This window comes from Vibrio sp. S/42/10 (assembly GCF_029890535.1).
GTDB classification, from domain to species: Bacteria; Pseudomonadota; Gammaproteobacteria; order Enterobacterales; family Vibrionaceae; genus Vibrio; species Vibrio cyclitrophicus.
This window is the reverse complement of record NZ_JAKMZC010000016.1, coordinates 46364-71574: the sequence shown is the minus strand read 5'-3', so window position 1 is coordinate 71574 and position 25211 is coordinate 46364. Positions and strand designations below refer to the sequence as shown.

Here is a 25211-nt window from a genome sequence, read left to right as displayed (position 1 = left end):
TACGCATCTGGACACGTATTAGACGTAAATCCTTGTTTGTTTTGCAAACTGAAATTGCAAATTGCAAAAACCAACAAAAACGCTAGTGATTATGTTGTTATTAATGAACCATTAAAGATTTATTAACCTTCCTCTACATACCTTATTTCCCTTAGATTCAATGACTTTAAACACAAATAAATCCCTGCTAGTTTGTTAAACAACACCCATAAAAAAACGCGAACATTGAAATTCAATATTCGCGTTTATTTGAGTTAAGTAGCAGAAAGTGACTAATGAACAAGAATTATCCTAAAAAGCAATTCTTGTTACAGAACCTCTACAACACTTATCTTATTATAACCTATCTGCTTATCGACTTACCAAAGAAAAACTATTTCTGAGGTGCTGGCTTAGCACGGCTTCTAGATGGTTTATTCGCTGCTGGCTTATTCGCCGAAGGCTTATTTGAACCATAGCTACCACCGTAACCTGTCTTCTTAGGTTTCCCTGCGCCTGCTGGCTTGCCAGAGTTGTTCGGTTTACCAGAAGCATTAGGTTTACCCAATGTACTTTGAGAACCTGAGTTATTCACAGAAGGCTTGTTAGCCGCATTACCGCGTTTATAGTTACTGCCATTATTTCTTACTGACTGATCATCCGTTGCAACGGCTGAATTGCCATCAGTCGCCTTCTTAGCTGAATTTGGCTTACGCTTAGGAGCAGAACCTGAACCAGAGACATGACGCTTGTTTTTACCTGCTGGTTTATGTCCGCGAGCGTTCTCACCTGAACGTTGGCCATCAGAATGTTCACGAGGCTTCTTCGGTTTTTTAGGCTTAATTGGACGAGAATCGAGTCGAGACTCAGGTAACTTATTTACTGGGGAGAAACCTTCAAGTTCACGACGCTCTAGCACCTGTTGAATCAGGCGTTCAATACCGAACAGCTCACCCACTTCATCAGCACACACCAATGAAATTGCTTTACCGACTTCACCAGCACGGCCAGTACGACCAATACGGTGTACATAGTCTTCTGATACATGCGGAAGATCGAAGTTAACCACTTGAGGTAGCTGTGGGATATCGATACCACGAGCAGCTATATCGGTCGCAACAAGCACTCGCACTTTACCTGTTTTAAAGTTCTCTAAGGCTTTAGTACGCGCACCTTGGCTCTTGTTACCATGAATAGGAGCGGCTGTGATGTCTTGCTCTTCAAGGAAACGAGCAAGCTTGTTTGCACCGTGTTTTGTTTTGCTGAATACCAACACTTGTCGCCAATCGTTATCTTTGATCAGCTTAGCTAGCATGGCGCTCTTTTTCTTTTTGTCTACTGGGTAGATGCTTTGCTCAACCGTTTTCGCTGTCGAGTTTGCAGGGCTTACCGAGATCTCAACAGGATTGTTCACCAAGCCTTTTGCTAGGCTACGGATATCATCAGAGAAAGTCGCTGAGAACAGTAAGTTCTGACGCTTCTTAGGCAAAAATGCTAAGATTTTACGGATATCACGAATGAAGCCCATGTCTAGCATACGGTCAGCTTCATCTAGCACTAGAATTTCAAGTTGGTCAAAACGCACAGCATTTTGGTTATATAGGTCAAGTAGACGACCTGGTGTTGCCACCAGCACATCACTACCTTTACGCAATTTTTGCATCTGAGGGTTAATTTTCACGCCACCAAACACAACGGTAGAAGTAAGCGGTAAATTAATACCGTATTTAACTACGCTGCCGTTCACTTGCGCAGCAAGCTCACGTGTTGGTGTTAGCACTAGCGCACGAACTTGGTTCTGACGTACGCGAGGGCCTTTTGATAACATTTCAAGAATAGGTAGCGTGAAGCCTGCAGTTTTACCTGTACCTGTTTGAGCAGCGGCCATAACATCTTTGCCCGTTAGGACAGCAGGCACGGCTTTCTCTTGGATTGGTGATGGCTTATCGTAACCTTGTGCTTCAATAGCTTTAAGGATCGGTTCAGAAAGGCCAAGGGAGGTAAAACTCATAGATTATTTTCTCAGTTGAATAACATTTAGTATGAGCAACACGATAAAAATGCGTTGCTTCAGCTTTTGCTTATCAAATCATTGATACGAAGCAAAGCGCGGTATTCTGAGGCTTTTCCCCACTTTCAGCAACTAAATTCTAATCATAGACCAGATTCAACTTAGGTGACTTGGCGCTTCTGTTGGTACATTTTTTCGTCAGCAGCTTTCAATAGACCATCTATATCATTGAAGTTGTCATTATAACTTACCCAACCAACACTGATACTGAGATAAATCGAGTGCCCGTCGTAAACGACTGGAGTTTCACAAATCGCACTTTGTAGCTTACTTGTAATCGATGCCACGTGTTGATCATCGATAATACGTGGCAACAACACTAAGAACTCATCCCCACCTATTCTTGCAACAATATCAGAGGTGCGCAGTTTACTTTTTATCCGTTTAGCACATTCAATTAAAACTTTGTCGCCCGCTGCATGACCATAAGTATCGTTAATCGCTTTAAAGCCATCGAGGTCAATATTAACCACAGCAAAGGTCTGTGTTCTCTGTTTTTGAACCGTTTTAAATGCTTGCTTTAGGCTATACATGAAATAGCGTCGATTCGGCAACATTGTCAATTCATCATGCATTGATCGGCTATCCGCAACGCGATAAAGCCGGTAAATCATAATATAAGCAATCGCAAGAATAAGCATCAGAGTGTAGCCTACAAGCCTAACACCATGGATACGATACCAAGGCACATCCATAAGCACATGCTCATTCCCAGATAAAGCAAGGTACCATCCACCGTATGGAAAATTTACTTGCTCGGTCGTAAAGGCATTATTGAACACATCTTCTTTGCCATAGAAAACAGCGCCCTCTTGGCCCATACTATTTGCACCACAAATCGCAAACTCATATTTATTTTCTATTCCATCGACCCCAACATCCTCGAGCAGTGAATCTAAATCGATCACGGCACTCAAAACTCCCCAATAGTCTTGATTAAAAGGGGGATCTCTAAAGATAGACGTGCGTGTGATCAAGGCTTGGCCGCCTTGAAACAACTCAAATGGGCCAGCAATAAATGTATTGCCGATATTACGAGCAATTTCAACCGATTCCCATTGGGTTGGGTGGTCGCGATAGTCAATGCCAAGGATTTGTTCATTGCCTTCCATTGGATAAACGAAATTTAGAACATCATCTTCAGCTAAAGCTATCAATCGAATATGGAAACCATCTCGAATAATATTTTGCGCAATTTGCTCCCAGTCTTTTTGGTCGCTATTAGGGTTTACGGATACAAGGGTTGATAAGCTATTGAGAATATACATATCGGAAACGATCGTCGCTTCTATGCGAGATCGGATAATAGAGAGCTGCCTCTTTGCCTCGGAATAGGATTCATTTTGTAGGAAGACTAACTGTTTGGTGTGAAAGAACTCTATGGCGCTCACAACCAACAAGAAAAACAACAAAGATAATAATTTGGCAGGCCACTGCTTGCTAGAACGACTTGGCATTCACGAACCTCTAACACTTTTGTTCTGTTTACTGCCTTTAACTGGCTCATTTCTGGCTTACTCTTCAAGTATGCCGTCAAGTCGTTAAAAATCCACATTTAGCGTCCAGTCTCCACTCATTATTGAGTCATTCATCACTGATAAGCCAATTAGTCACTCCGGTTGTTAAATCAAAAATCCTCAATGAACCTTATAAAGCTTACATTGTATTGACCCAAACCTTACATTAAAGGATTCATCAATGTTATTTTACTTGTACTATTAATCAGCTTGGTACCTTACGACATGAAGTTAAAAACCATAACCCTATGCACTTTGTTATCAGCCTCCTTTGCAATTGCGGTTCACGCACAGGAAACGCTTCAGGAACCAAGCGCAACAGAGACTCAATACCAAGCTGATGATCTCCAATCTCAGAAAGAATCTTTTAAGCAATCAGCTGACCTCATTCGCACTACATACGAAACTCAACTTTACACCCTGCCCGCCTTCAAAGAAGGTCACTACGGGCTGCGCATGTATCGCCAAACATTAGACGATAAATATTCGGCTGCGGTGTGGAGTGATATGGCACGTGTAGCGAGTAAACTCAGCACCCTATCGAACGACGTTCATACCATGGAGCAAATCGTACTCTACTCAGAGAAGCGCGTTGCTTCTTATGTTGGCGATAACGATGAGCGCAGTGTTCGACGCTACAACATCACCAAACACATGCCAGAATACCTTTATCTTGGCGTTGACCTTCTAGGCTCTATGGCGCGAGCCAATGAATACGGTTTAGAACACAACAATGATGCCGAGCTGCGTGAAATCATTCGTCGTTATGACTTCTCACGATACGTGACCAATGAAGACATGATTAAAGCGTGGGCTGCCCAATTAGCTAATCAGGTCTATTGGCTACGCCAACTAGGAGAGCAAGATGTTGTCGAGCAGTTCATCGATACCTTCAAAAAGGCCTACCCAGATGAGCAAGATAAGAAGCTTTCGACCCAGCAGTACGGCAATAAACTCTATGGCATGACACACGTGATCTTTGGTGACTCAGAGTACTATCAACACCAAGTGAGTGAACAAGAACATCAATGGATCTACGATTACTTCAGAGAGAACATTGATACGATTTTGCTACGTGCTAAAGAAGATGTGATTGCTGAGGTTGGGTTAACTTTCTTATTGGCAGGCTTAGAAAATGATCCCGTTGTTGAGAAAACACGTCTCGCAATACAATCCGCTATCGACAAGCAACGCGGTATGATCCCTTCGATCACTGGTGATTTTGATCTTGAATACGGTGAACACCGCAACGTGCTGGCGATCATGTTACTCGACTGGCAGCAAGTAAACGAAGCGCCAACCCTAAAAGGCAACCCTAAGGTGTTTAGTAATATCCCTTATGGGCTCGTAGAAAACAAACCACTGAGTCAATAACGACTGTTGATGAATTTACGTTTGCTAAATAACATTCGTTAAGTTAACGGTAACAGATAAGTTGGTCTAAATAGCCCAAAAAGCCGCACCCTTCTTTAGGTTTGCGGCTTTTGTCTATTTCAGGTGGTTGCTTTGGCTCATATTAAGGTCATCATACGCTTTTGTTCATCACTATCGTGAAATCCCCTTCTGCGTATCCCTCTATTAACGAGACATCATCACAAAGCGTTTTACAGAAACGATATACGCCATCAGGGTGGTAACTCATCAAGGTATTGCGAGATGGATATTGACTTGAATTGAGAAGGTTAAAAATCACAGTCTGATTCGCTAATCCAAACATACGAGTGATCATATTGGTTAGGTAATCTGTATCACGAGAGATGTAGTTCAATGAGCCACTGGCGATAACCATATCGTGTGGCTCGAGGTTCATCTTGCTCATGTCACCCGATAAAAACTCGCAGCGTTGTTCTGTGTAATTTTGCTTGGCCTTATTTAAAAAATCGGTATGTTGATCAACGCCTGTGTATGAGCGAATTCGATAGATGCTATCAAGCAGTTCAAACAACTCTCCATAGCCACAACCTAAATCTAAAACACTCTTTTTCTCAAAGTCTGCCGAACGCGCAATAACTTCAAAGCGACACAGTTGGCTCTCTTCGCTGGTCCATCCCAAAGACTTTGCCTTGTTACCTTTCCAACGATGGGTCTGTTTTCGGTGATAACGAAACACTTTAAAACGATCAAGCCAATGCATTATGAGAAATCCACCCACACTTCACGTCCACCAGCCTGTTCTTGGTTGTGGTATTGCCATTGATATTGTGCCAGAAGCTTTTCAGTTAACTCCAGACCTAGGCCAAAGCCCAAATGATTATCTTCGATTGTGCCATCGGTATTGTGGTTAACGATGGTGACTTTTGAGCCTGATTGAACAATACGCACAGTACCGCTGCCAGTGTGTTGGAATGCATTTCGGATTAAGTTAGTCAGCACAATGCGAGTAAGCCCAACAGGTAACTGGCAGTGCGTGTCGTCGCTTTCAAGGTTTACAACCACAGCTTTTCCATTTAATAGATAGGTTAAGTCGTAGTTTATCTGTCGCAGCAATTCGCCAAGATGTATGTGCTCAACTGGTAGGTCTTTATTTTGCTGTCGGGTTAGCCACAACAAGGTTTCAGTTAAATCTGTCATGGTAAAGCCTGCACGCTTGATTCGGTCTATCACTTCAAGCTGCTTTTCTTGGCTCTTGCCCTTTTTAATCAACTTCTCTAGCAGTTCGCTATTGGTTCTTGTGACTGCAATCGGCGTGCGCAGCTCGTGGCTGGCATAGCCTAAAAACTTCTGCTCTCGTTCTAAACCACTCTGAACTGAACTTAAGCTGTCGCGAATGATATTTGCCAAAGTATTCAACTCACTAAAATGAAAATCTGGTGTAGGTTCGCAGAGGTTATCTTTATCTAACAATTTAGCCCAATTTTTTAGTTGTTCAACGGGCGATGCTACCTTTCGTAGTATCAAAACTAAAATGGCAAAAAACAGAATAATCGCGGCTAACGCCGTCAGAAAAATCGTCACAAAATGAGGCAATGCTTTGTCTTCTAAAAAGTGGTCTTGTCTTTGGTCAAACACAGCCGAAACGTAACGCACTTCGTCTCCCTTCATCACCTTCATGACAAAGTAACCTTCTTTTGGCGGTGCAAATATCGACTTGCCAAGAATCTTTTTCGAGATGACGTTTAACTCAACGTTACTCTGCTCAATATGAGTTCGAATACCTTGCGGTAAATCGCTCCAGCGCGTAGCAACCGTAAACTCTTGATTGGTCATTGGCTCACCTGGCTTAACTGCCTCTTGCTGAGCTTGAGCAATCATAGAGCCACGCATAGCCACATCCATCCCAGAAATAAAGTAATTGATGCTCAACGCCGATAGCACCAGAATGGTCGTCACTCCAGTAACCAAAATCGCCAGCAGGACGTAGATTCTTAAACTTGGCCTAATCTTCATCTTTCAGGTAACTCCTTAATCGCAAACCCTTTGCCAGCAATAGTATGCAGTAATTTATTCTCTTGCTCGCTATCCACTTGTTTGCGCAGATTAAAGATATGTACTTTTAAGCTGTTGCTGTCCGGTTGTTCGTCCCCCCACACCCCTTGCATTATCGTCTCTCGTGAAACTGGGGTAGGACTAGAGCGCATCAAGATCTCTAATATTTTCAATGCGGTCGGTGAAAGCTTTAAAGGAGAATTGGCACGATAAGCTTGATGTTGTTTAAGGTCGATTTCTAAGTCGCAAACGGATAAACGACTTACCTGCCCACTGCGTCGTTTGGCCAAGACTTGCGCTCGAACAATCAGCTCTTCCATCGCAAATGGCTTCACTAAATAATCATCGGCCCCTTTGGAAAAGCCGATCAGCTTGTCGTCTAGGGTATCCCGCGCTGTGAGCATCAATACAGGCGTATCAATACCTTGCGTTCTCAGGTTTTCACAGACTTGCAATCCGTTCATTTTAGGCAGGTTAAGATCGAGGATCACCGCATCATAGCGGTTTGTTTCGATGAGATTGAGCCCAGCTAATCCATTCGCCGCGTGGTCGCATTGAATATCTTCCAAATCTAAGTAATCAATAACCGCAGTAGCCAAATCGAGGTCATCTTCAACCAAAAGCAATTGGAGCTTATCTGTGAGTTTATTGGTGACGGATTCTGCCATCGTGACGACCTCTATTATTGTTTGTAGTGTGGCTTGTTATGCGGCGATTTAATATTTTGATCTGTAACGAATCTAGACCGATATTTCTGAGACTAACTCGGCAGCCATCAGCCTAGATATCATCATTAGCTTAGCCTTTATTAAGCCGTTTGCTCGACGCCTTTAACTCGGTGAGTTGCTTTAAGTATCAGCGATTTAATTTCGCATTGAATCAGTAATAGCGCTGGCGTCAAAATCAGCGTAATGAACGTAGCAAACAAAATACCGTAACCTAGCGCAGCGGCCGCAGGAATAAGGAACTGAGCCTGTAAAGACGTTTCACTTAATAGTGGAGTCAAACCTGCGAACGTGGTGACAGATGTAAGTAACACCGCTCTTAGACGACTAGAACACGCTTCCACAATCGCATCGTGAACTGACTTGCCTTTTTCTTTGATTAACTCGTTAAAACGAGACACCAATAGCAGGCTATCATTCACCACTACACCGCTTAACGCTAAAATACCATTTAACGATAGGATACTGATTGTTAAGTCATTCCACCAGTGTCCTAAGATTGCACCGACAATACCAAATGGAATCGCGGTCATGATGATCATTGGCTGTATGTATGAACGCAACGGGATAGCAAGTAAGGTATAAATAGCGATCATCGCGAGCACAAACATACTCATCATGGAACTGGCCGTCTCTTCTTGCTCTTCGGTTTCGCCAGCAAAGTCCACCGTTAGCCCCGGGTATTGCGCTTCTAAATTGGGTACCAAAGTATCTTGCAACTGATGAACCAATTCTGCAGGTGCAACTACATCTTTATCCAATACAGCACTAATATAAACCGCTCGCTGGCTATCAATACGTGTAATCTCTGAAACTTGGTAATCTGAATGCACTTCAGCAACCGAACTTAAAGGCACCACAGTACCATCGTTGGTTCTGACACTAGACTGCTTAATATCAGCAATGGTTTGACGATCGGATTCTGGGTAACGAACTCGAACTTTCACCTCATCTTTACCACGTTGGAACTGCTGAACGATGTCGCCACCAAACGCTTGTAACACTTGTTGTGAAAGACTTGCAGTATCAAACCCTAATGCTCGGCCTTGTTGTGTTAATTCAAAGCGATACTGAGGTTCACCAAGGTCCAAGTTGTGGTCAATGCCACTCACACCGTCGATGGTTTGCAGTTTGGCTAAGAACTCATTGCCCGCAGCCGTTACTGATTCTTCATTCCACGCTTTCAGTTCAACTTTAAAGTTGTCGACCATCTCCATTTTAGACAAGACTTTCAGCTTCTTAACGCCTTCCATTTGGCCAACTGTTTCTTCCCACAAATCTGCAAATTCATTGGATGTGTAAACACTGTCGCTGTCGAGCTCAATTCTTACCTGACCCGAATCATCAGCATCGGCGATAACCTGAAGGCTAAGCAATTCAGATGGTTCACCTTGAGCACCGTATTGAGATCTCAGTGTTTCATCGATTTGTTTTGCTGCCGCTTCAAGCACCAACAAGTTCTGCTGTGTTTGACCAAAGCTGGCATCGTTTTGCATCGACATATCGGCTGTCACTGTGTCACCTGGCATATCTGGGAAGAACGCCACACGAACCGCGCCCGTCATAGGCAACCCGGACACCAAGATAAGCAGTGACAAGAAAACCATCACCACGGCATAACGCAGCTTTAGTGCCCATTCAATCACAGGGCAATAGATGCGCTTGTTAAACCAACCTAGCCCAGTATCGGCAGTATGTTGAACACGAGCCCACATCCCCTTCTTTTCACTTCGCTTAGTATTAATGTGTGCAAGGTGCGAAGGCAGAATGAACTTAGACTCAACCAAAGACAGCAGTAAACAGATCGTCACGACAGTGCCAAATTGAGCATAAATCTGCCCCATTTTGCCTTCAACGCTAGCAAGCGCGAGAAAAGCAACGACTGTCGTCAAAACACCAAATATGGTTGGAGATGCCACCTTCATCGTACCGCGAATAGTACTGTCTATTGAGTCCCCGTCTTCTTTACGTGTCGAGTAAATACTTTCTCCGACCACCACGGCATCATCAACCACAATTCCGAGCGCCATAATAAAGCCAAAGGTGGTCATCTCATTAATGGTTAACCCCATGAAACTATCTGTCATGAAGAACATGGTGCCAAAAAAGACAAACGGTAAGCCCGCAGCTACCCAGAAAGCGACACGCACGTTTAAGAATACCGCTAGTACGATGAATACCAGAGCAATACCCGTTAACGCATTCTTTACCAATAGACTCAAGCGATCTTTGATCATGGTACTTTTGTCGTACCAAGTTTCGATTTCAACATCACTAGGCAGCATGTTGCTGTTTTCCCAGCGCTCTACCACTTGTTGAGCCTGTTCAACAATGCTGACTACGTCTCCGTATTCATCCATCACAATCTCAATAGCCATCGCATTCTGTTGGTTATAACGAGAAAGCATAAAAGTATCATCAGCAAACATGTCTTCGACATGGGCGATGTCACCCAAGGTAATTTGAGTGCCATCGGTAGTCGTCAGTACAGGAATCGCATCAAAATCTTGTAATTCATACGCCTGTTCAGACACCTTCAAACGAACGGTTTTTTCACCATTGCGAAGGCTGGTCGAGATAGCTGCAGAAGATTCCGCATTGATTGCTTCTGACACGTCGGTCAGTGTTAACCCATAAGCTTGAAGCTTGTTTTCATCAACCTCAACCGAGATCATAGGGTCAGCCTTAGCCTTGATTTCCAAATCACTGATTGCAGACTGGCTCAATAAGTCTGACTTCAACTGTTCAGCTAAACTCTGCAGCGTTGCTCTGTCTGCATCACCATAAATCTGTACCCACAAGGCGTGATCTTGCATTCGAGCTTTATCAATCACTGGGTTATCAGCGTCGGCAGGCAGGTTGTTAATCGCATCAACCTTAGTCTTCACGTCAGTCAACAAAGTATCAAGATCATAAGTGCTGTTTTTTTCAATAGAAACATAGCTACCGTTCGCGTCAGAAGTTGACGTTATACGTTTAATGCCCGGCACGGTTTCTAGCGCGTCTTCAATCTTAATCGCAAGGCCTTCTTCCGCTTGAATAGGGTCGCCACTGTCATAGGTGACCGATACCGACACGACATCAGGCTCAAGACTTGGGAACGCTTCTTTACGCAACGTGTTAAGCGATAGCAGACCAGTAATGATCACACCCATTAACAGTAAATTCGCCGCCACAGAATTATTGGCAAACCAGGCAATCGCACCCGCATGTGGCTTGCTCGACGTCTGGTTAGCGCGTGCTTGGTTATCGTTCGACATGATTTAACCCTCCGCCTTAGCCAGAACGATCATACCTACTTTGAAGCTACTTAATGGACGTTTTACCACTTGTACACTGTCACTATTTGATACGTTTGGGTTATTCAACTTAGTTGGATCGACATAAATCAAACCACCTTTTTCAAACTCCACATTCGCGTTTGATTTCGAAAGCTGGCCATTTGCATCGACAAACCACAAGTCGCCCTGCTGAGAAATTGCGGAAGCGGGAAGCTGCCACAATTGAGTGAGTCGTTTACCAGAGATCGTTGCTTTTACAAATGTGCCCGGGTAAAGATCTTTCTGTTGTTCCAAAGGATTATCGACTTTCACGATCAAAGAACGTTGACGTGTGTCTTGCTGTAAATGCTGCTCAACTCGCTCGACATAACCTTGCCATTGGAACTGGCCATCAGAACTTGACAGAGTCACTGGCCATGGTTGCTGTTTCAGTTGCGAATTATCGCTGTTTGGTAAGCTCAACCATTGGCTTTCAGAAAGCGGCACTGATACCTCAACCTCATCAATGCTATAGAGCGTAGCGATCTGAGTACCCGTTTGTGCATAGCTTCCGGGTTGAACATCACGGCTCACGACCAACGAATCAAAAGGGGCAACCAAAGTTGTTTTTTCGAGGTCTTGTTCAGCCTTAGCTAGCTCGAGTTTGGCGTTCTCTAGAGCTGCGGTGACTTGTGCTAATTGCGGTTCACGCAATACCAAAGGTGAATCAGGCTCGCCAGATAAACCAGAACGTTTCCATTCAGATTTGGCTTGTTCACCTTCCCTTTGTTCTTCTAATAAATCCAGTTGAGCTTGAGCAACATTCGCTTTTGCTTCTGTCACAGCTTGCTGATAGCTAGTCGAATCAATATTGGCGATCACCTCACCTTTGCCGATTACTTGTCCAGTTTCAAACTGTGAACTGATCGCCTCGACTCGACCACTCACCTCTGTTGAGAACATCAGTTCATAACGTGACTTCGCTTCTCCATAGCCCACAACTTCCGCTAAATAATCGCCTAAAGTTGCAGCAACAACCGACACCTGTTGCTGTTGTGAAACAGGTAAAATCTTTACTGCAATAGACTTACTTCCAATAGACTTAGTGGTAACAGACTCAGTTTGAGGATCTGAAACTGTCAGTTCATTCGTATTCTGAGGCGAAGGTTGCACTTGAGAACCATTGTAAGCAAGGGCTGCAAAGATGCTTGAACCAGCAACTAGAGTAATTGCAATAGTGATGGTATTTAGTTTCATGAGGATACTCCCAAGCCCAGAGCTAGGCCTAAATCAATTCGGTTTACGAGACGGTTATAAATGGTTTGTGCTAGCTGTGCTTCAAGGTCGTAGGTTTGTTGCTGAACAGAAAGTAGATCAAAAATATCGACCAAACCTTGACGGTATTTCTCTTCATAACTGGCAAAGCTACGTTGTGCGCTTACCAATGCGTTTGCTAGGTGCTGCTGTTGAAGTGTCAGTGAGGATTCTTGCCCCATTGCGTTTTCCACTTCATTCACCGCATTGAGCAGTGTCTCTTGGTAAGCCCAGTAACTGGTTTCTGTGGTTAGGTCTGCGATCTCAGCCTGTGCTTTGAGCTGGCCACCTTGAAACAGCGGTGCAGACACTTGGCCAAGCGCACTCCACAAAGGCCCAGTAAGCAACGCTTCACTCGGTGACTCCGCCATATCGGTTAGGCTTGCAGATAAGCTAATAGACGGCAGCATTGCTTTATATGCGGCATCAGCACGCAGAGTTTCCGCTTCGATATTAAAGAAAGCCGCTTGCAGATCGGGACGACCTGCCAGATCTTGCGTCGGCATGTTATCTAATGGATTAATTATGGTTGGAAATGAACCGAGATCAGTGAGAAACGCTTCATCAGACTCCCCACTCCACAGCCCCGTTAACAAAACCAACCCACGTCGACTTTGTGCAAGTAACTCTTGGTAATCGGCCAAGGTTGCCTGAGTCGATGCGCTGCTCGTTTTCGCGTTATCTAAATCTTCAAGGCTACCCAGCCCTGCGCGGTAACGTTCTAAAACTAGCTCTTCGTTGTTTTCTAGAATCACCAAGCGCTGCGTTTCAATATCGACCAGCTGTTGCTTCAAACTGATATCAAGCCAACCTCTCATCACACTCGCGACCAAAAGATCTTGAGCGCCCTGAAGGTTAGCCTGAGACGTCGCAATGTCTTTTAAAGCTGCATTGTTTGTGTCTGCTAATTTCTGCCATAGGTCCAACTCCCAACCAACGGTGACATCCGTGGTATAAGTTTCAGTGGTGCTTGAACCGTTAGTGCCCTCGTCAGCTTGACCAGAAAAGCTCGCATCGACGGTTGGTAAGCGATCACCTGAAGTTACACCTTGCTGCGCATAGGCTATTTTGAGTGCTGTGATGTTTTGTTGGAGGCTTGGGCTGTTCTTCAGAGCGCGTTCGATATAGAGATCGAGCTCCGGTGCGTTCACTAAATCGGTGAGTTGTAGGTTCTTAGCGTCTAGATCTTGTTGAGTAGACGCTTGATCACTAGAAGCCAGTTGAATCAGCTCTGCGAGTAAGCTTTGTTGTGTCTGATTGGTGCTTTGCTCAGCTAGCGAAACATAGTCAGTCTGACTGGTTGTCGTGCAACCGATCAAACCAATTAGAGCAAGTGAAATAAGGGAATGTTTTAAAGGAAGATTCAATTTCATCTTCTTGTCTCCTGTAAGAATGGAGACAAGATAATGAGTTGGGGGTTAAGAGAGGGTTAAGGCGAGTGTTAACCCCAAAAGAACGTGCAAAGAGTCGTCTGTTTGAACTTATGGTTTAAGCTTCCGGCTTGCTTGAAAAGAACCCACCGATCTTATAACCGATCGCATAGCAAACCACGGCAACTGTGACAAATACCAATGCCGAGAAAAAGTACGCTACCGATGCCGCTACGCCAGTGCCCCATACAACGCTAAACACTAAACCGAGATAAGCCTCTTGCGGCCACTGAGAAATAGGAAACTGAGTACCACCGGCAATAAGATAAACCATCGCAAACAAGCCGATAAAGGCAGTGATAAGACCAATGAGAACGCGCATGTTCATGGGGAGACCTTTGATTTATTGGACTTGGTTGCCATTATTCTTCGTCGAAAACGGATGTGCTTAATCGAAACAGAATGATATTAATCGCAACCTAATGATATTCAAGTATATAGGATAAGAGAGACTTGCTCTATTACTCTTCCGAGTGAACCTTGTACACTGCAGAGCTATGAAAGTGTTAGTTTGAATCTGAATCAACTTAACGAGCAGGCACAAAAAAGCGGACACCCTTCTCACGTTGAATCCGCAAGAAAGATATTCGCTTCAACTGAATCTCGCTTAAAGCAGGATGAAGATACCCGCTAAACACGCACTCATTAGGTTTGCAAGCGTACCAGCAGCTACTGCTTTCAAGCCTAAGTTTGCCACTTCAGCACGACGCTCTGGTGCCATTACACCGATTGAACCCAGCTGAATTGCGATAGAGCCAATGTTAGCAAAGCCACATAGAGCAAACGTCACGATGACTTGGCTGTGTTCAGATAACAGCGCTTTGTTCTCAACGAAATCGATGAAAGCAACAAACTCGTTCATTACAATCTTCTGACCGATGTATGAACCCGCCATCAAAACTTCATCACTCGGGATACCAATGAGCCATGCTAAAGGCGAGAACAGGTAACCGAAGATAGCTTGCAGCGTAATACCCGCAAAACCAAACGTTTCACCCAAGCTTTCTAATCCTGTGTTTACCATCGCAATCACACTCACGAAGGCTATCAACATAGTACCGACAGCGACTGCCACTTTCATACCGTTCATTGCACCACTTGCCAGTGCATCGATCACATTGCTTTGGTCTGCTTTATCTAGCTCAATGTGCTCGTAATCACTTGGCGTACTGCGCTCAGGAACAATGATCTTCGCCATTAAAAGGCTACCAGGAGCCGCCATGAAGCTTGCTGCGATAAGGTATTTAAGCTCAACACCTAATCCGGCATAACCACCTAGCACGCTACCCGCAACCGATGCCATACCACCAGCCATGACGGCAAACAGTTCAGAACGAGTCATAGATTTTAAAAACGGTCGAATAAGAAGAGGAGACTCCCCCTGAGAAAGGAAGATGTTGCCCGTAGCGACCAAAGATTCTGCTTTACTGGTACCAAGCAGTTTCTGCACGGCACCACCAAGAATTTGAATCACTTTTTGCATTACGCCTAAGTAGTAAAGCGCGGAGATCAAAGCACTGAAGAAGATGATAATTGGAAGTACGCGAACTGCGAAAATAAAACCATCAGTGGCTAGATCACCGAAAAGAAAAGCGATACCAGCGTCCGCAAAACCAAGCAGGCTAGAAACACCGTTGCTCATGCTCGTTAGTGCCAATTGTCCCCATGGAAAATACAACACTAGGGCTGCGAAACCGATTTGAAGTAATAGTGCACGAGAGACCGTTTTCCAGTTAATCGCAGAACGACTTTCAGATAACAAGCACGCACAAGCAATCAGTGCAATCACACCGACAAGACCAAATAGAATATTCATAATGTGTCCTAGTAGCCCTTAAAGAGTGAACATGAGCCAAATAAATGACATCAAAGGAATAGGACAAAGAACCGCAAGCAAAACGCTACGCGATGAAGGAGCTAACAAAGTTAGCGAATGTAACAACGAGTTGTTCATGTAAAGATCACCTTATACAAGCAGTGGAACGTAGCTGGTCCGGTCCGTGGGGTCATTCACATATCCATGTGACGGCTTGTATTGGCTAAGCACCGGCTTAAAACCGGAAGAGAAGTATAGACAGTTAAATGAGACTTTCATCACATATTTTGACGCAAACGATCGCGCGGTTAAGGATTGCGCAAAACGGAGTGTTTATCGGTGAGATCGACCGGAGCAGTCAGATATAAGTTAACTAGATCTATTGTTAAAATAAAAAGCCACAGGACGTGGCTTTTCTAGAATATAAAAGAAAATACCAGCAACTAGTTTAGCAAAGCACTTTTTACTTCAACATCTTGAAAGATTTCTTCAAAACGCTGTTTATAGATAAGCTGCATCTCATTGATAATCGCGCCGCCATCCGGAACATCATTCTCACCTTGGAAGTTTTTACTCAGTAACTTCTTACCGGCTTCATCATAAATAATCACATTAACGTTGTACCAAGAGTTATCTGTGAACGCGTGGAAATCATACTTCCATTCATTCAAGACGAACATCATAGATTTATTGTCGAACGCTTTCATCTGCTCAACGACTTTTGTGATGTCTTCGTTTGGTGTCGTCTCGACTGAGTCCACCGTCACTTGCTGCTTCTTTAAGCCTTCAACGAGCCTATCAGTCAAAAACTGAGACATTGGTTGCTGAGTCGCCGTATTATATGAATAAGGTATCCCAAATGAACTGCGAATGATGCCCTCAAACTTTGGTTCTTTATCTTGGTCTAGAACGTATGGACGTTTATCAATGACAGCAATAGTCAGCGCTTTTTCTTGTGGGACCACACTCAATTGCGGAGCACTTTGTTCCGCAGTTAATACAGTTGCACAGCCAGAAAGCCCAAGCGATACTGTAACGAGCAGTAAACTGACGAGTTTTTTCATTATATTTACCTATCTTATTGTTTTGAATAGGATGTTCTAACAAAAACAGACGCAATCAGTAAACATTCATTAAATCAATAATTTACAAAACTACTATCAATGCAGATTTCATCACATATTTACCTGTATTTATTGACCAATTACCTAATAAAAAGCTACCTAACAGTCACTTGTAAACAAGCTTTATGAAATGAGCGCGAGATGTTTATGCCTTGTAGTGAGCAGAGTAATTGTGCAGTTAATTCTGTGTAATTATTACCCCTTTTCTGTGTTGTGCCTCATTTACCGCCACTTCAAGATTCATCTTAAGTTTAGATGCGTATATACTTTGTATTAACTCACCCATTCATTATCTATAAAAATTAGAGCTGATTAGATATAACAGCCATCAAAACGAAGAGAGGACACACGTGAAGAAAATGGAAGCTCCGCACGACATGAACAATGGAGCTAGATTCAAAACAAATAGACACGGCTATGTGACAGTAGTTGAATATTACAATACACATACTGTTATTGTTGCGTTTGAAAATACTGGAAATATTCGCGCTATTAGTGCGGCGAAATTACGTACAGGTCAACTTACCGATCGTTCAGTAGCTCCTGAGTCAATTATGGTTGGTGAACAAGTTGAATCTGTAAAACACGGTATTCTTACTATCACCCAAGTCGAATCTGAAAATATTGTTGTGCTGACCAATGCGAATAATGAAGAAATTCGCATGCTCTTACCCGCAGTACAAAAAATGAAAGACAAGCTTGAAGATATAGATAATGAAAAAATTGAAAATCCAAAACCAACCTCACTTAGCCAATTAACAAAAAGAAGCAAAAAGACCAAAGACGTTAATAGCATGCTCAAGAAAATGCTTACCGATTACGGTCGATACGATTAATTGTCTATTTTCCTCAATAAAGCCGCTCGATGTTCACACCCGCACGCCTCAAATAAATAAGCCAATCTCTTTGAATAAAATACATTGCATATTCGAATAAAAAAGTTAAATTTGATCAAAGTCTCACTCTGTATCTTTGCCGAAAATTAACGAGATCTCCATCACAATCTCATTTTGACTTTGTGATGTAGATCTTATTGAATTCGTAATATTTCCATTACTATGCTCTCACACAATAAGAGAACGAAGCTTCTCAACCCTTAAAATCCAATTGAGACAAATATTATGAAAAAGATCCTTGTAGTTTGCGGTAATGGCCTTGGTACTTCACTTATGATGGAAATGGCAGTAAAAGAAGTCGCTAAAAAAATGGGTTTTGAAGCAGAAGTCGATCATGAAGATCTATCATCTGCGGCTTCAAGTAATGCTGATATTTGGGTAGCAGCAACAGATGTTGCAAACCAGTTAAAAGAAGGCGGAAAAGAGAATATCATCAGCCTTAAAAATATTTTTGACAAAGCATCCATCGAAGAACAACTAAAAACTTTCATGTAAGGTCAAATTTATGCAAAACTTTTTCGAGTTCATGCTTGGCTTATTAAAAGAGCCAGCAATCATGGTAGGTTTAATTGCTTTCATTGGCCTTGTTGCACAAAAAGCAGATATTTCTACCATTTTAAAAGGCACAATTAAAACCGTGATGGGTTTCCTAATTTTAGGTTTTGGTGCTGGCGCTCTTGTTGGCGCACTAAATAATTTTTCGGTTGTATTTACTGAAGCTTTCGGCGTAAGTGGTGTTATTCCAAATAACGAAGCAATTGTTGCATTAGCACAAGAAGCATTCGGTTATGAAATGGCTCTAATTATGTTCTTCGCATTCGTTGTGAATATTTTATTGGCTCGTATTACTCCTTTAAAATATATTTTCTTAACGGGTCACCACACAATGTTCATGTCTATGCTAGTAGCCGTAATTTTGTCTACAGCAAACATTGAAGGCACTGCTCTAGTCGCAATCGGCTCGCTCATTGTGGGCACACTGATGGTTGTGATGCCAGCACTAGGCCAAAAGTACACAGAGAAAGTGATGGGTACTGATCAACTGGCTATCGGTCACTTCTCTACCCTTTCTTACATCGTGTCTGGTTTCATTGGTAGCAAGTTTGGTGACACATCGAAAACAACGGAAGATATTCAAGTTCCTAAAAGCCTGATGTTCCTACGTGATACGCCTGTTGCTGTTGCAACAACCATGGCTATATTCTTCATGCTTGCGTCTATTATTGCTGGCGGTGAGTTTGTAGAAACGGTATCAAGTGGTCAGAACTGGGTTGTCTTCACCTTCATGCAATCTCTCATCTTTGCGGGTGGTGTTTACATCGTACTGCAAGGTGTGAAGATGCTAATTGCTGAAATCGTTCCTGCATTTAAAGGTATTTCGGACAAACTAGTACCGGGTGCAAAACCTGCTCTTGATTGCCCTATGGTATTCCCTGTAGCGCCAAACGCGGTACTTATCGGTTTCCTTTGTTCTTTCGCAGCTGGCCTACTAGCAATGGCTGTTCAAGGCGCGCTTGGCTGGACCATCATTGTAGCAGGCGTGGTTCCTCACTTCTTCGTTGGTGGCGCAGCTGGTGTTTACGGTAACGCTACTGGCGGTCTACGTGGTGCAATTCTAGGTTCATTCACGCAAGGTCTATGTATCTCTTTCCTACCGATGCTGCTACTTCCAGTACTGGGTGGCCTTGGTCTTGAAGCAACAACATTTGCTGACTTCGACTTCGGCGTTGTTGGTCTGATTCTAGGATGGATTGTTTCATGAGCCTGTTTGATTTAATTGGTAACCAAGGCGTTATCATCAACTCTGACGAGAACCTAACCGTTGACGCTGCGCTTGATGTGACCTGTTCAAGACTGCTAGCACACAACAAAATCGAGGCAGGCTATGTTGATGCTATTAAACAAAAGCATAAAGACATTGGCGCGTACTATGTGCTAGCACCAAAGATTGCGATGCCTCATGCTCGCCCTGAAGATGGTGTGAACGAGGCATCACTGCAAGTGACCGTGTTCAAGAAAGGGGTTGATTTAGAGTCGGAAGACAACGGTGACGTTTACCTTTCAATTACTCTGGCTGCAATGGATTCAGATAGCCATATCCATACCATTATGGCGCTATCAGAGTTGTTCCAGAATGATGATGACATTGATGCCATCATTGCAGCGGAAACAGAGCAAGAGATCATCGAGATCTTAAAACGATACTAATTTGCTCTATAGATCTTAATCTTTATCTCCTAACAGCCCCCATTAAAAAGCGATAGCCTCGGCCATCGCTTTTCTGTTTTTATTGTCTAGTCATTTATCTTCGAACATGACTTACAAATGCTTTACTGCTTTCAGCATCCACTAACATCAAAACGCATACATTCTTTTATCAGTCGATAATTCAAAGCAATATTGTGCGTGTTTTTCAAGGCACTCAAACACTTCTCGATCCAACTTATAGCTATCAACATAAGCTCTTAAGATAGCGAGAGCCTCTTGTAGTGTCATTCCCTTACGATAAGGTCGAGATTGCGTTAATGCTTGGAAAACATCCACCACAGCAACAATTCGACTCGGTTGGTCCAACTCTTCAGCGGTTTTTCCCATAGGGTAGCCTGATCCATCTAACCTTTCATGATGATTCGATGCCCACTGACAAACCTGAGGTGAGCTAAACAGTTCCTGCAACGCGAATCGAGTGTCCGTGGCGTGCCTCTTAATACAGCAATACTCTTCATCAGTCAGTAAGTCAGGCTTATGGAGAATATCACCTGGCGTTTGCAATTTACCAATGTCGTGAACTAACCCTGCTAAATAGAGTTTGCGTTGAGTGGTGTAGGAGTAACCAAGCTGTTTGGCTAAATATTCTGAAAGTTGCCCAACCTTCAAGGAGTGCTTAAAAGTAAACGAACTTTTGGTATCCACAACATTAGCAATAAATTCAGCAAAGGCAACCGTCTCATCCAATGACATTTGTTGAGAAAAGAAGGGGACTGGCTCAAAATTATCCCTCATATTTTCGATGTAAGGGATCTCCATCGAAAACCAGAAATCATCTAAATCAACTAACTCACACATGTGTTGAACGAGGTTAGTTTCAAACATCTCATCGGCTTGTTCAGTCAAACGTTCAATAATGCTCGCCTTGCCATCTGGTGTCAGGTTTCCGTAACGATCTGAAGAAGTGACACCGTAAAGATAATCTACTCTATCGGCTAGCATCACAATTGCAGCCAACTCTTTTTCCAGCTCGCTGATTGGCATTGTCTTTAACTCAATCCAAGGAGTATGGTGATAAAGTACAGGTTTAGAGAAGATTGAAAGGACGGGGCACTCTTTTAGAATCTGATAGCCCTTTTGACAATGGTGGTAGCTTGAGTCTGGAATAAACACTGAGGTCAAACTGAGTTGTTCGTCAATTTGTGACACACCGCAATCGTGAATTAAGCCTAGAGAAAACGCGAGTTGCGCCTGCTCTTCTTCCCACCCTACACTCAAAGCACACCGATAGGCGATATAGCCCACTCTTTGTCCATGGTTTTTGCTTTCAAAACCGACGTTATCAAGCGCCTTCGCTATACCAAATAGAGCCTTCCTTAGGTCTACGGTTACATTTTGGCAATGTAGATTCATTAATTAAGCCTAGAATTTTTATAGTTTTTATATATTTAGGTTGCTAATACTAATGCATAGTTAATGATTATATACACAATTATTGTGAGGATTAATGAGTTTCGTGATTGACCTAACGTATCACGAAAAATTCGTGCCACAATTGGTTGCATATTGAAAATCATCCGACATTATATTCTGCTGGCAAATATTCACTGAGCAAAACAACCAAAAAGGGAAAGACATGTTTAAGACTATAATAGATAACGAACTATCCATCGCATTGGTTGAAGAGAATTTCGCCTCTCATTACGCGGAAATCTCACAGAGCCAAAACGAGTACCTAAGCCAATGGCTTGCGTGGCCACCACACTGTAAAACAGCGCAAGACTTTAGAATCTTCATTCAACGTTCGTTACACGATTATGCTGAAGGTAAAAGCATGACATGTGCGATTATTTATAAAGGCAACGTCGTCGGAAACTGCAGCTTCAATACAATTGACAACAGTACAAAGAAGGTAACGGTTGGCTATTGGTTATCAGAGACTAAACAAGGCAAAGGTATTGTCACTCGTGTAGTTCAAAAACTGATTGAGATTGCTTTCGAAGAGTTAGATATGGAAAAGATTGAAATATCAGCCGCGACTGAGAACATGAGCAGCCGTAAAGTTTGTGAGCGCTTACAATTCACGTTAGAAGGTATCATCACTCGTAATGAGAACTTGAACGGCCGAATCATAGACCATGCTATTTATGGCCTACATCGTTCAAAGCGATAAACACATGTCGATTAAAAATAACAAAGCCACAATATTGAGCCGTGACTTTGTTATTTTATGAACCAAAGTAGCTCTTAAATCAACCCGTTATATGCACTTAGGAATCACAATACTAAATTTAGCGCCACCATATCTACTATCGTTGACTTTGATATCCCAAGTGAGTTTTTTAGCCGCCGACATGGCAATAGCAAGCCCTAACCCCAAGCCACCTGTTGTAGAAGCTCTGCTTGAATCTAGGCGCGCAAACGGAAGAAACACATCATCACGCCTGTCCTCTGGGATTCCTGAACCATTATCTTCAATAACCACCAACCAATTTTCTGAATTCTCATCCAGTGTCATCCACACTTTATCGTGTGTGTAATTACCAGCGTTTTTTAGAATATTATCGAAAACCAAACGTGCCATCGAGCAGTCACACTTAATCTTGCAATCTTGACCTACTTTGGAATCAAAGGTCACGTCATCTAACTGCGAATAACGAGTCCGATCGAGACAGTACTCATGAAGATCAGAGGTCACTTTAACCAGTTCAAAGAATGAGTTGTCCATGACATTCAATTTTGACAGCATGATGATTTCTGAAGTGAGATCGTTGATATCTTCAATGTAAGTATCAATATCATCGAAAAGCGCTTGATGATGATCAGGCGCGCCTCTTCTCAAAATATCAGTTGCCAATTGAATACGACTCAGCGGAGTTCGCACTTCATGTGGGATAGCTTGAGCAAAGATGTGGCTTTGTTTCACCTTGCTCTCGATCTCTTCCGCCATAAAGTTAAAGCTGCAGGCTAAATCAGACACAGGATGAATGTCGTCGAGGTCAGAGCGAGTACTGAGCTTCCCCTTGCCAAACTGTTTCTGCTTCTCAACCAACAATTCTATTCTTTCTTGAAAACGCCTCACAGGTAAGTAGACACTCGCCCCAATTGAGACAATCACGGCCAACAAAAGCCCAAGCAAAAAATTCCTTTCTGAATCTTCATACCATTCAATTTCAGGAGAGAAGAAATCCCCTACCTCACTAAATGCGAAACTAAATTTAGAATTTGGAAGTTGGAATACCGCCGAATACAGATTGTTATCACTAAGGTATATTGGCACACCGTTTAAAGTAGTAAATAACTCGCATCGTTGGCAAGGAGCCTCTCCCGACCAATTATCTAACAGACGTAAATTGAAAATATAAAATTGTTGGTAGCCTGTTCTGTCGAGTTCTTTATACAGAGAGTTTTCTTGATTATGTTGACGGGTATACTGCTCAACGAAGTAAATACCATCATTCAGGAAGGTTTCGATCTCAGTTCTTCGCATGTGGCCTTCGCCTAGGTTCACAAACAAAAAGATCGTTGCCGACATGCCCACAACAATCCCAAGATACAAGCGGGCAAACATTGAAACAGAGCGAAGTTTCGCCGCTATGAATTTACGCAACTAACATGTATCCCTTATTACGAACCGTACGGATCAACTGCTTATCTTTTGCATGAATACGTAACTTTCGTCGTAAACCAGAGACTCGCATATCAATCGAACGGTCATTGAAGGCGTAATCAATCCCTCTAAACAACTGACAACATTGATCTCGAGTAACGACTTGACTGATGTTATTAACCAGAAGGTTTAAGATTTCAAACTCAGCAGAAGTAAGTTTGAGGTTTTGTCCATACAGAGTAGCACTTTGGGCGGTCGTGTTGATCACGATATCACACTGCTTTTCAGGGGCAGATTCTATAGAAGCAGTAACAGGAGAAGCTCTGCGTAATAACGCTTCAATTCGCGCCAATAACGCATGACCACGAATCGGTTTCGCAACATAATCATCTGCACCAAATTTGAATAAGCTTACTTCGCTCATTTCATCAGCAGAAGCCGTCAAGACCAAGATCATCCCATTGTAAAACTCACGAGCTTGGCGACAAATCTGTGCACCATTCATACCTGGAAGCATTAAATCTAATAAGACCAAATCTGGTTCGATATTTCGGATTGCATCAAGAGCAAAATTACCCTCATGAACAACGCTAACATTGTAGCCTTCAGCTTCAAGATAAAGTGTAGTTAAACGAGCTATCTCTTGGTCATCTTCGACAATGAGCACTTTGGTTTTCAACATTCATATCACCCGTATTAATTAAAAGCAAAGGCAGTATATATACAGATCATATATCATCAATATTGTTATTAGAGTATCGATTTTACCGTACGCAAAACATAATAATCATTTTTGTAAATATACATTTACAAAGCATAGCAATGAGCTATCAGTTCACTCTAATTTACGTAAATTCCGTAGTTTAGAGCGGATACCTCCTCGAGTTTTTAAGTAACTTTACAGCCCTTACATTTGCTTTATTTTCTTACTCACACTTACATTTCAGATCTTTACAACAACCGTTCAAATCAACCATCCATACACCACCTATATACTAGTTAATATCACCATAAAATATGAAATTAAAAGATTATAAATCTTATCAAGAATACCAAAAACGCAATAAAAACGGTTGCGTCATTTCCATTGCAGTATTTTAGATTGTTAGAAAGAAGGCGCCGTCTGTTAAGACATATATTCTTCAAGTAACATCCAATCAAATAACAAATAGAGACAATATTTTGCAATAATGACCTTCCTCACAGGGCCACTTTTCAAATGATTAAATCACTGTCATTACTACTGACTACTGCTACTTTCGTATCAACACCACTCGCTGCTGATCCCCATTCGCAAGAAATGGTCAGTAAGATTCAAGATCAAGTTAAGTCTTGGATAGACATTCAAGTCATCTCACAAAGCAGCATTATTCAAAAGATGGTCTTCACCTGTGACTTTTATAATGCAACGCCTTACATCAAATCACCGGACGGCAGTGAAAGTAATTCGGGATCCTACCGCTTTTACTCGTATAACGGTGTGTTGGGGTCAATGACAGAACCCTTTACCACTCAGCCTCTACCGGAGTTAACAATGTGCCTAAAAGAAGACTTTACGGCTACCAATAGAGATGAAGCTCAACTGTTGTTCGAAGCCATTGAAACGGTATACCCAAACCATTCTATGTTCGACGATAATTTCACTAAAGAAACCTTAGAGGTCTCTAACGGGTGGCACTTCATCGATGGTGAAATTTTTGATGATAAGAAAGGCTATGCCATCGAAACCAATCCAAACGGTAAAGTCACCAAGATCATCCGATCTCTAAACCTTTAACACGTGTTCTCATTGAAAATATTGCTTTTCCTTTCATAGATTCTTTCATTAACACACG

21 protein-coding genes are annotated in these 25211 nt (G+C 42.7%); 7 read left to right on the top strand and 14 right to left on the bottom strand.

Annotation, left to right across the window (positions count from 1 at the left end; genetic code table 11):
• Positions 1 to 373: 373 nt before the first annotated feature.
• Together L8S15_RS16835 and L8S15_RS16830 are read right to left on the bottom strand one after the other, a co-directional pair.
• Entirely contained in the window at positions 374 to 1990 is a 1617-nt protein-coding gene (locus L8S15_RS16835; protein ID WP_016769118.1) for a DEAD/DEAH box helicase, read from the bottom strand.
• Between the two features lie 161 nt (positions 1991 to 2151).
• The gene (locus L8S15_RS16830) at positions 2152 to 3507 is read right to left on the bottom strand and encodes a diguanylate cyclase (RefSeq protein ID WP_010428560.1); all 1356 of its coding nucleotides are present in this window, start codon (positions 3505 to 3507) and stop codon (positions 2152 to 2154) included.
• 285 nt (positions 3508 to 3792) lie between these two features.
• Between L8S15_RS16830 and L8S15_RS16825 the strand changes: the two genes are divergently transcribed.
• Entirely contained in the window at positions 3793 to 4941 is a 1149-nt protein-coding gene (locus tag L8S15_RS16825) for a DUF3541 domain-containing protein (RefSeq protein WP_010428558.1), read from the top strand.
• A gap of 151 nt (positions 4942 to 5092) precedes the next feature.
• Here the strand turns inward: L8S15_RS16825 and L8S15_RS16820 are convergent, their stop codons facing one another.
• The 9 genes from L8S15_RS16820 to L8S15_RS16780 form a co-directional block, all read right to left on the bottom strand.
• The gene (locus tag L8S15_RS16820) at positions 5093 to 5701 is read right to left on the bottom strand and encodes a class I SAM-dependent methyltransferase (RefSeq protein ID WP_016789409.1); all 609 of its coding nucleotides are present in this window, start codon (positions 5699 to 5701) and stop codon (positions 5093 to 5095) included.
• Positions 5701 to 6954: a HAMP domain-containing sensor histidine kinase gene (locus tag L8S15_RS16815; RefSeq protein WP_016794937.1), complete on the bottom strand. Its 1254-nt coding sequence runs from the start codon at positions 6952 to 6954 to the stop codon at positions 5701 to 5703. Before L8S15_RS16815 ends, L8S15_RS16820 begins: the two co-directional genes overlap by 1 nt.
• Positions 6951 to 7661, bottom strand: a complete 711-nt coding sequence (locus tag L8S15_RS16810; protein ID WP_010428552.1) for a response regulator transcription factor — start codon at positions 7659 to 7661, stop codon at positions 6951 to 6953. The genes L8S15_RS16815 and L8S15_RS16810 overlap by 4 nt, the downstream gene beginning before the upstream one ends.
• A 140-nt stretch (positions 7662 to 7801) precedes the next feature.
• Positions 7802 to 10978, bottom strand: a complete 3177-nt coding sequence (locus tag L8S15_RS16805; protein WP_016789407.1) for an efflux RND transporter permease subunit — start codon at positions 10976 to 10978, stop codon at positions 7802 to 7804.
• 3 nt (positions 10979 to 10981) lie between these two features.
• Positions 10982 to 12235: an efflux RND transporter periplasmic adaptor subunit gene (locus tag L8S15_RS16800; protein WP_102421086.1), complete on the bottom strand. Its 1254-nt coding sequence runs from the start codon at positions 12233 to 12235 to the stop codon at positions 10982 to 10984.
• Positions 12232 to 13665, bottom strand: a complete 1434-nt coding sequence (locus L8S15_RS16795) for a TolC family protein (protein WP_102421085.1) — start codon at positions 13663 to 13665, stop codon at positions 12232 to 12234. The genes L8S15_RS16800 and L8S15_RS16795 overlap by 4 nt, the downstream gene beginning before the upstream one ends.
• Positions 13666 to 13780: 115 nt before the next feature.
• Positions 13781 to 14050 carry a hypothetical protein gene (locus L8S15_RS16790; RefSeq protein ID WP_016784175.1) on the bottom strand — a complete coding sequence of 90 codons (270 nt, stop codon included), beginning with the start codon at positions 14048 to 14050 and terminating at the stop codon, positions 13781 to 13783.
• Positions 14051 to 14329: 279 nt separating this feature from the next.
• Positions 14330 to 15538 carry a NupC/NupG family nucleoside CNT transporter gene (locus tag L8S15_RS16785; protein WP_010428547.1) on the bottom strand — a complete coding sequence of 403 codons (1209 nt, stop codon included), beginning with the start codon at positions 15536 to 15538 and terminating at the stop codon, positions 14330 to 14332.
• Between the two features lie 443 nt (positions 15539 to 15981).
• Positions 15982 to 16602, bottom strand: a complete 621-nt coding sequence (locus L8S15_RS16780; RefSeq protein WP_280574281.1) for a hypothetical protein — start codon at positions 16600 to 16602, stop codon at positions 15982 to 15984.
• 419 nt (positions 16603 to 17021) lie between these two features.
• Between L8S15_RS16780 and L8S15_RS16775 the strand changes: the two genes are divergently transcribed.
• From L8S15_RS16775 to L8S15_RS16760, 4 genes are all read left to right on the top strand, one after another.
• Entirely contained in the window at positions 17022 to 17498 is a 477-nt protein-coding gene (locus L8S15_RS16775) for a hypothetical protein (protein WP_010428544.1), read from the top strand.
• 285 nt (positions 17499 to 17783) lie between these two features.
• Positions 17784 to 18053, top strand: a complete 270-nt coding sequence (locus L8S15_RS16770) for a PTS sugar transporter subunit IIB (protein ID WP_010428543.1) — start codon at positions 17784 to 17786, stop codon at positions 18051 to 18053.
• A gap of 10 nt (positions 18054 to 18063) precedes the next feature.
• The gene (locus L8S15_RS16765) at positions 18064 to 19320 is read left to right on the top strand and encodes a PTS ascorbate transporter subunit IIC (RefSeq protein ID WP_010428541.1); all 1257 of its coding nucleotides are present in this window, start codon (positions 18064 to 18066) and stop codon (positions 19318 to 19320) included.
• A complete protein-coding gene (locus tag L8S15_RS16760; protein WP_010428538.1) occupies positions 19317 to 19766 on the top strand; it encodes a PTS sugar transporter subunit IIA in 450 nt (149 codons plus the stop codon). The genes L8S15_RS16765 and L8S15_RS16760 overlap by 4 nt, the downstream gene beginning before the upstream one ends.
• 147 nt (positions 19767 to 19913) lie before the next feature.
• Here L8S15_RS16760 and L8S15_RS16755 read toward each other — a convergent pair whose 3' ends face one another.
• Complete coding sequence (locus L8S15_RS16755; protein ID WP_010428535.1) at positions 19914 to 21179, bottom strand: HD domain-containing phosphohydrolase; 1266 nt, start codon at positions 21177 to 21179, stop codon at positions 19914 to 19916.
• Positions 21180 to 21402: 223 nt separating this feature from the next.
• On the opposite strand from L8S15_RS16755, the gene L8S15_RS16750 reads away from it, so the two are divergent.
• Positions 21403 to 21939: a GNAT family protein gene (locus tag L8S15_RS16750; RefSeq protein WP_016800193.1), complete on the top strand. Its 537-nt coding sequence runs from the start codon at positions 21403 to 21405 to the stop codon at positions 21937 to 21939.
• 87 nt (positions 21940 to 22026) lie between these two features.
• Here L8S15_RS16750 and L8S15_RS16745 read toward each other — a convergent pair whose 3' ends face one another.
• Together L8S15_RS16745 and L8S15_RS16740 are read right to left on the bottom strand one after the other, a co-directional pair.
• Complete coding sequence (locus tag L8S15_RS16745) at positions 22027 to 23376, bottom strand: HAMP domain-containing sensor histidine kinase (RefSeq protein WP_010428532.1); 1350 nt, start codon at positions 23374 to 23376, stop codon at positions 22027 to 22029.
• On the bottom strand, positions 23369 to 24058 hold the full coding sequence (locus tag L8S15_RS16740; RefSeq protein WP_010428531.1) for a response regulator transcription factor: 690 nt from the start codon (positions 24056 to 24058) through the stop codon (positions 23369 to 23371). The genes L8S15_RS16745 and L8S15_RS16740 overlap by 8 nt, the downstream gene beginning before the upstream one ends.
• Before the next feature lie 537 nt (positions 24059 to 24595).
• On the opposite strand from L8S15_RS16740, the gene L8S15_RS16735 reads away from it, so the two are divergent.
• Positions 24596 to 25153, top strand: coding sequence for a hypothetical protein (locus L8S15_RS16735; protein ID WP_280574279.1), 558 nt, complete (start codon positions 24596 to 24598; stop codon positions 25151 to 25153).
• Positions 25154 to 25211: the final 58 nt, after the last annotated feature.

Coding starts and splice junctions, on each gene's coding strand:
- L8S15_RS16735 (WP_280574279.1), top strand. CDS start 24,596: ATGATTAAATCACTGTCATTACTACTGACTACTGCTACTTTCGTATCA.
- L8S15_RS16815 (WP_016794937.1), bottom strand. CDS start 6,954: ATGAAGATTAGGCCAAGTTTAAGAATCTACGTCCTGCTGGCGATTTTG.
- L8S15_RS16780 (WP_280574281.1), bottom strand. CDS start 16,602: ATGAAAAAACTCGTCAGTTTACTGCTCGTTACAGTATCGCTTGGGCTT.
- L8S15_RS16805 (WP_016789407.1), bottom strand. CDS start 10,978: ATGTCGAACGATAACCAAGCACGCGCTAACCAGACGTCGAGCAAGCCA.
- L8S15_RS16760 (WP_010428538.1), top strand. CDS start 19,317: ATGAGCCTGTTTGATTTAATTGGTAACCAAGGCGTTATCATCAACTCT.
- L8S15_RS16810 (WP_010428552.1), bottom strand. CDS start 7,661: ATGGCAGAATCCGTCACCAATAAACTCACAGATAAGCTCCAATTGCTT.
- L8S15_RS16785 (WP_010428547.1), bottom strand. CDS start 15,538: ATGAATATTCTATTTGGTCTTGTCGGTGTGATTGCACTGATTGCTTGT.
- L8S15_RS16820 (WP_016789409.1), bottom strand. CDS start 5,701: ATGCATTGGCTTGATCGTTTTAAAGTGTTTCGTTATCACCGAAAACAG.
- L8S15_RS16755 (WP_010428535.1), bottom strand. CDS start 21,179: ATGAATCTACATTGCCAAAATGTAACCGTAGACCTAAGGAAGGCTCTA.
- L8S15_RS16795 (WP_102421085.1), bottom strand. CDS start 13,665: ATGAAATTGAATCTTCCTTTAAAACATTCCCTTATTTCACTTGCTCTA.
- L8S15_RS16765 (WP_010428541.1), top strand. CDS start 18,064: ATGCAAAACTTTTTCGAGTTCATGCTTGGCTTATTAAAAGAGCCAGCA.
- L8S15_RS16790 (WP_016784175.1), bottom strand. CDS start 14,050: ATGAACATGCGCGTTCTCATTGGTCTTATCACTGCCTTTATCGGCTTG.
- L8S15_RS16835 (WP_016769118.1), bottom strand. CDS start 1,990: ATGAGTTTTACCTCCCTTGGCCTTTCTGAACCGATCCTTAAAGCTATT.
- L8S15_RS16770 (WP_010428543.1), top strand. CDS start 17,784: ATGAAAAAGATCCTTGTAGTTTGCGGTAATGGCCTTGGTACTTCACTT.
- L8S15_RS16825 (WP_010428558.1), top strand. CDS start 3,793: ATGAAGTTAAAAACCATAACCCTATGCACTTTGTTATCAGCCTCCTTT.
- L8S15_RS16775 (WP_010428544.1), top strand. CDS start 17,022: ATGGAAGCTCCGCACGACATGAACAATGGAGCTAGATTCAAAACAAAT.
- L8S15_RS16750 (WP_016800193.1), top strand. CDS start 21,403: ATGTTTAAGACTATAATAGATAACGAACTATCCATCGCATTGGTTGAA.
- L8S15_RS16800 (WP_102421086.1), bottom strand. CDS start 12,235: ATGAAACTAAATACCATCACTATTGCAATTACTCTAGTTGCTGGTTCA.
- L8S15_RS16740 (WP_010428531.1), bottom strand. CDS start 24,058: ATGTTGAAAACCAAAGTGCTCATTGTCGAAGATGACCAAGAGATAGCT.
- L8S15_RS16830 (WP_010428560.1), bottom strand. CDS start 3,507: ATGCCAAGTCGTTCTAGCAAGCAGTGGCCTGCCAAATTATTATCTTTG.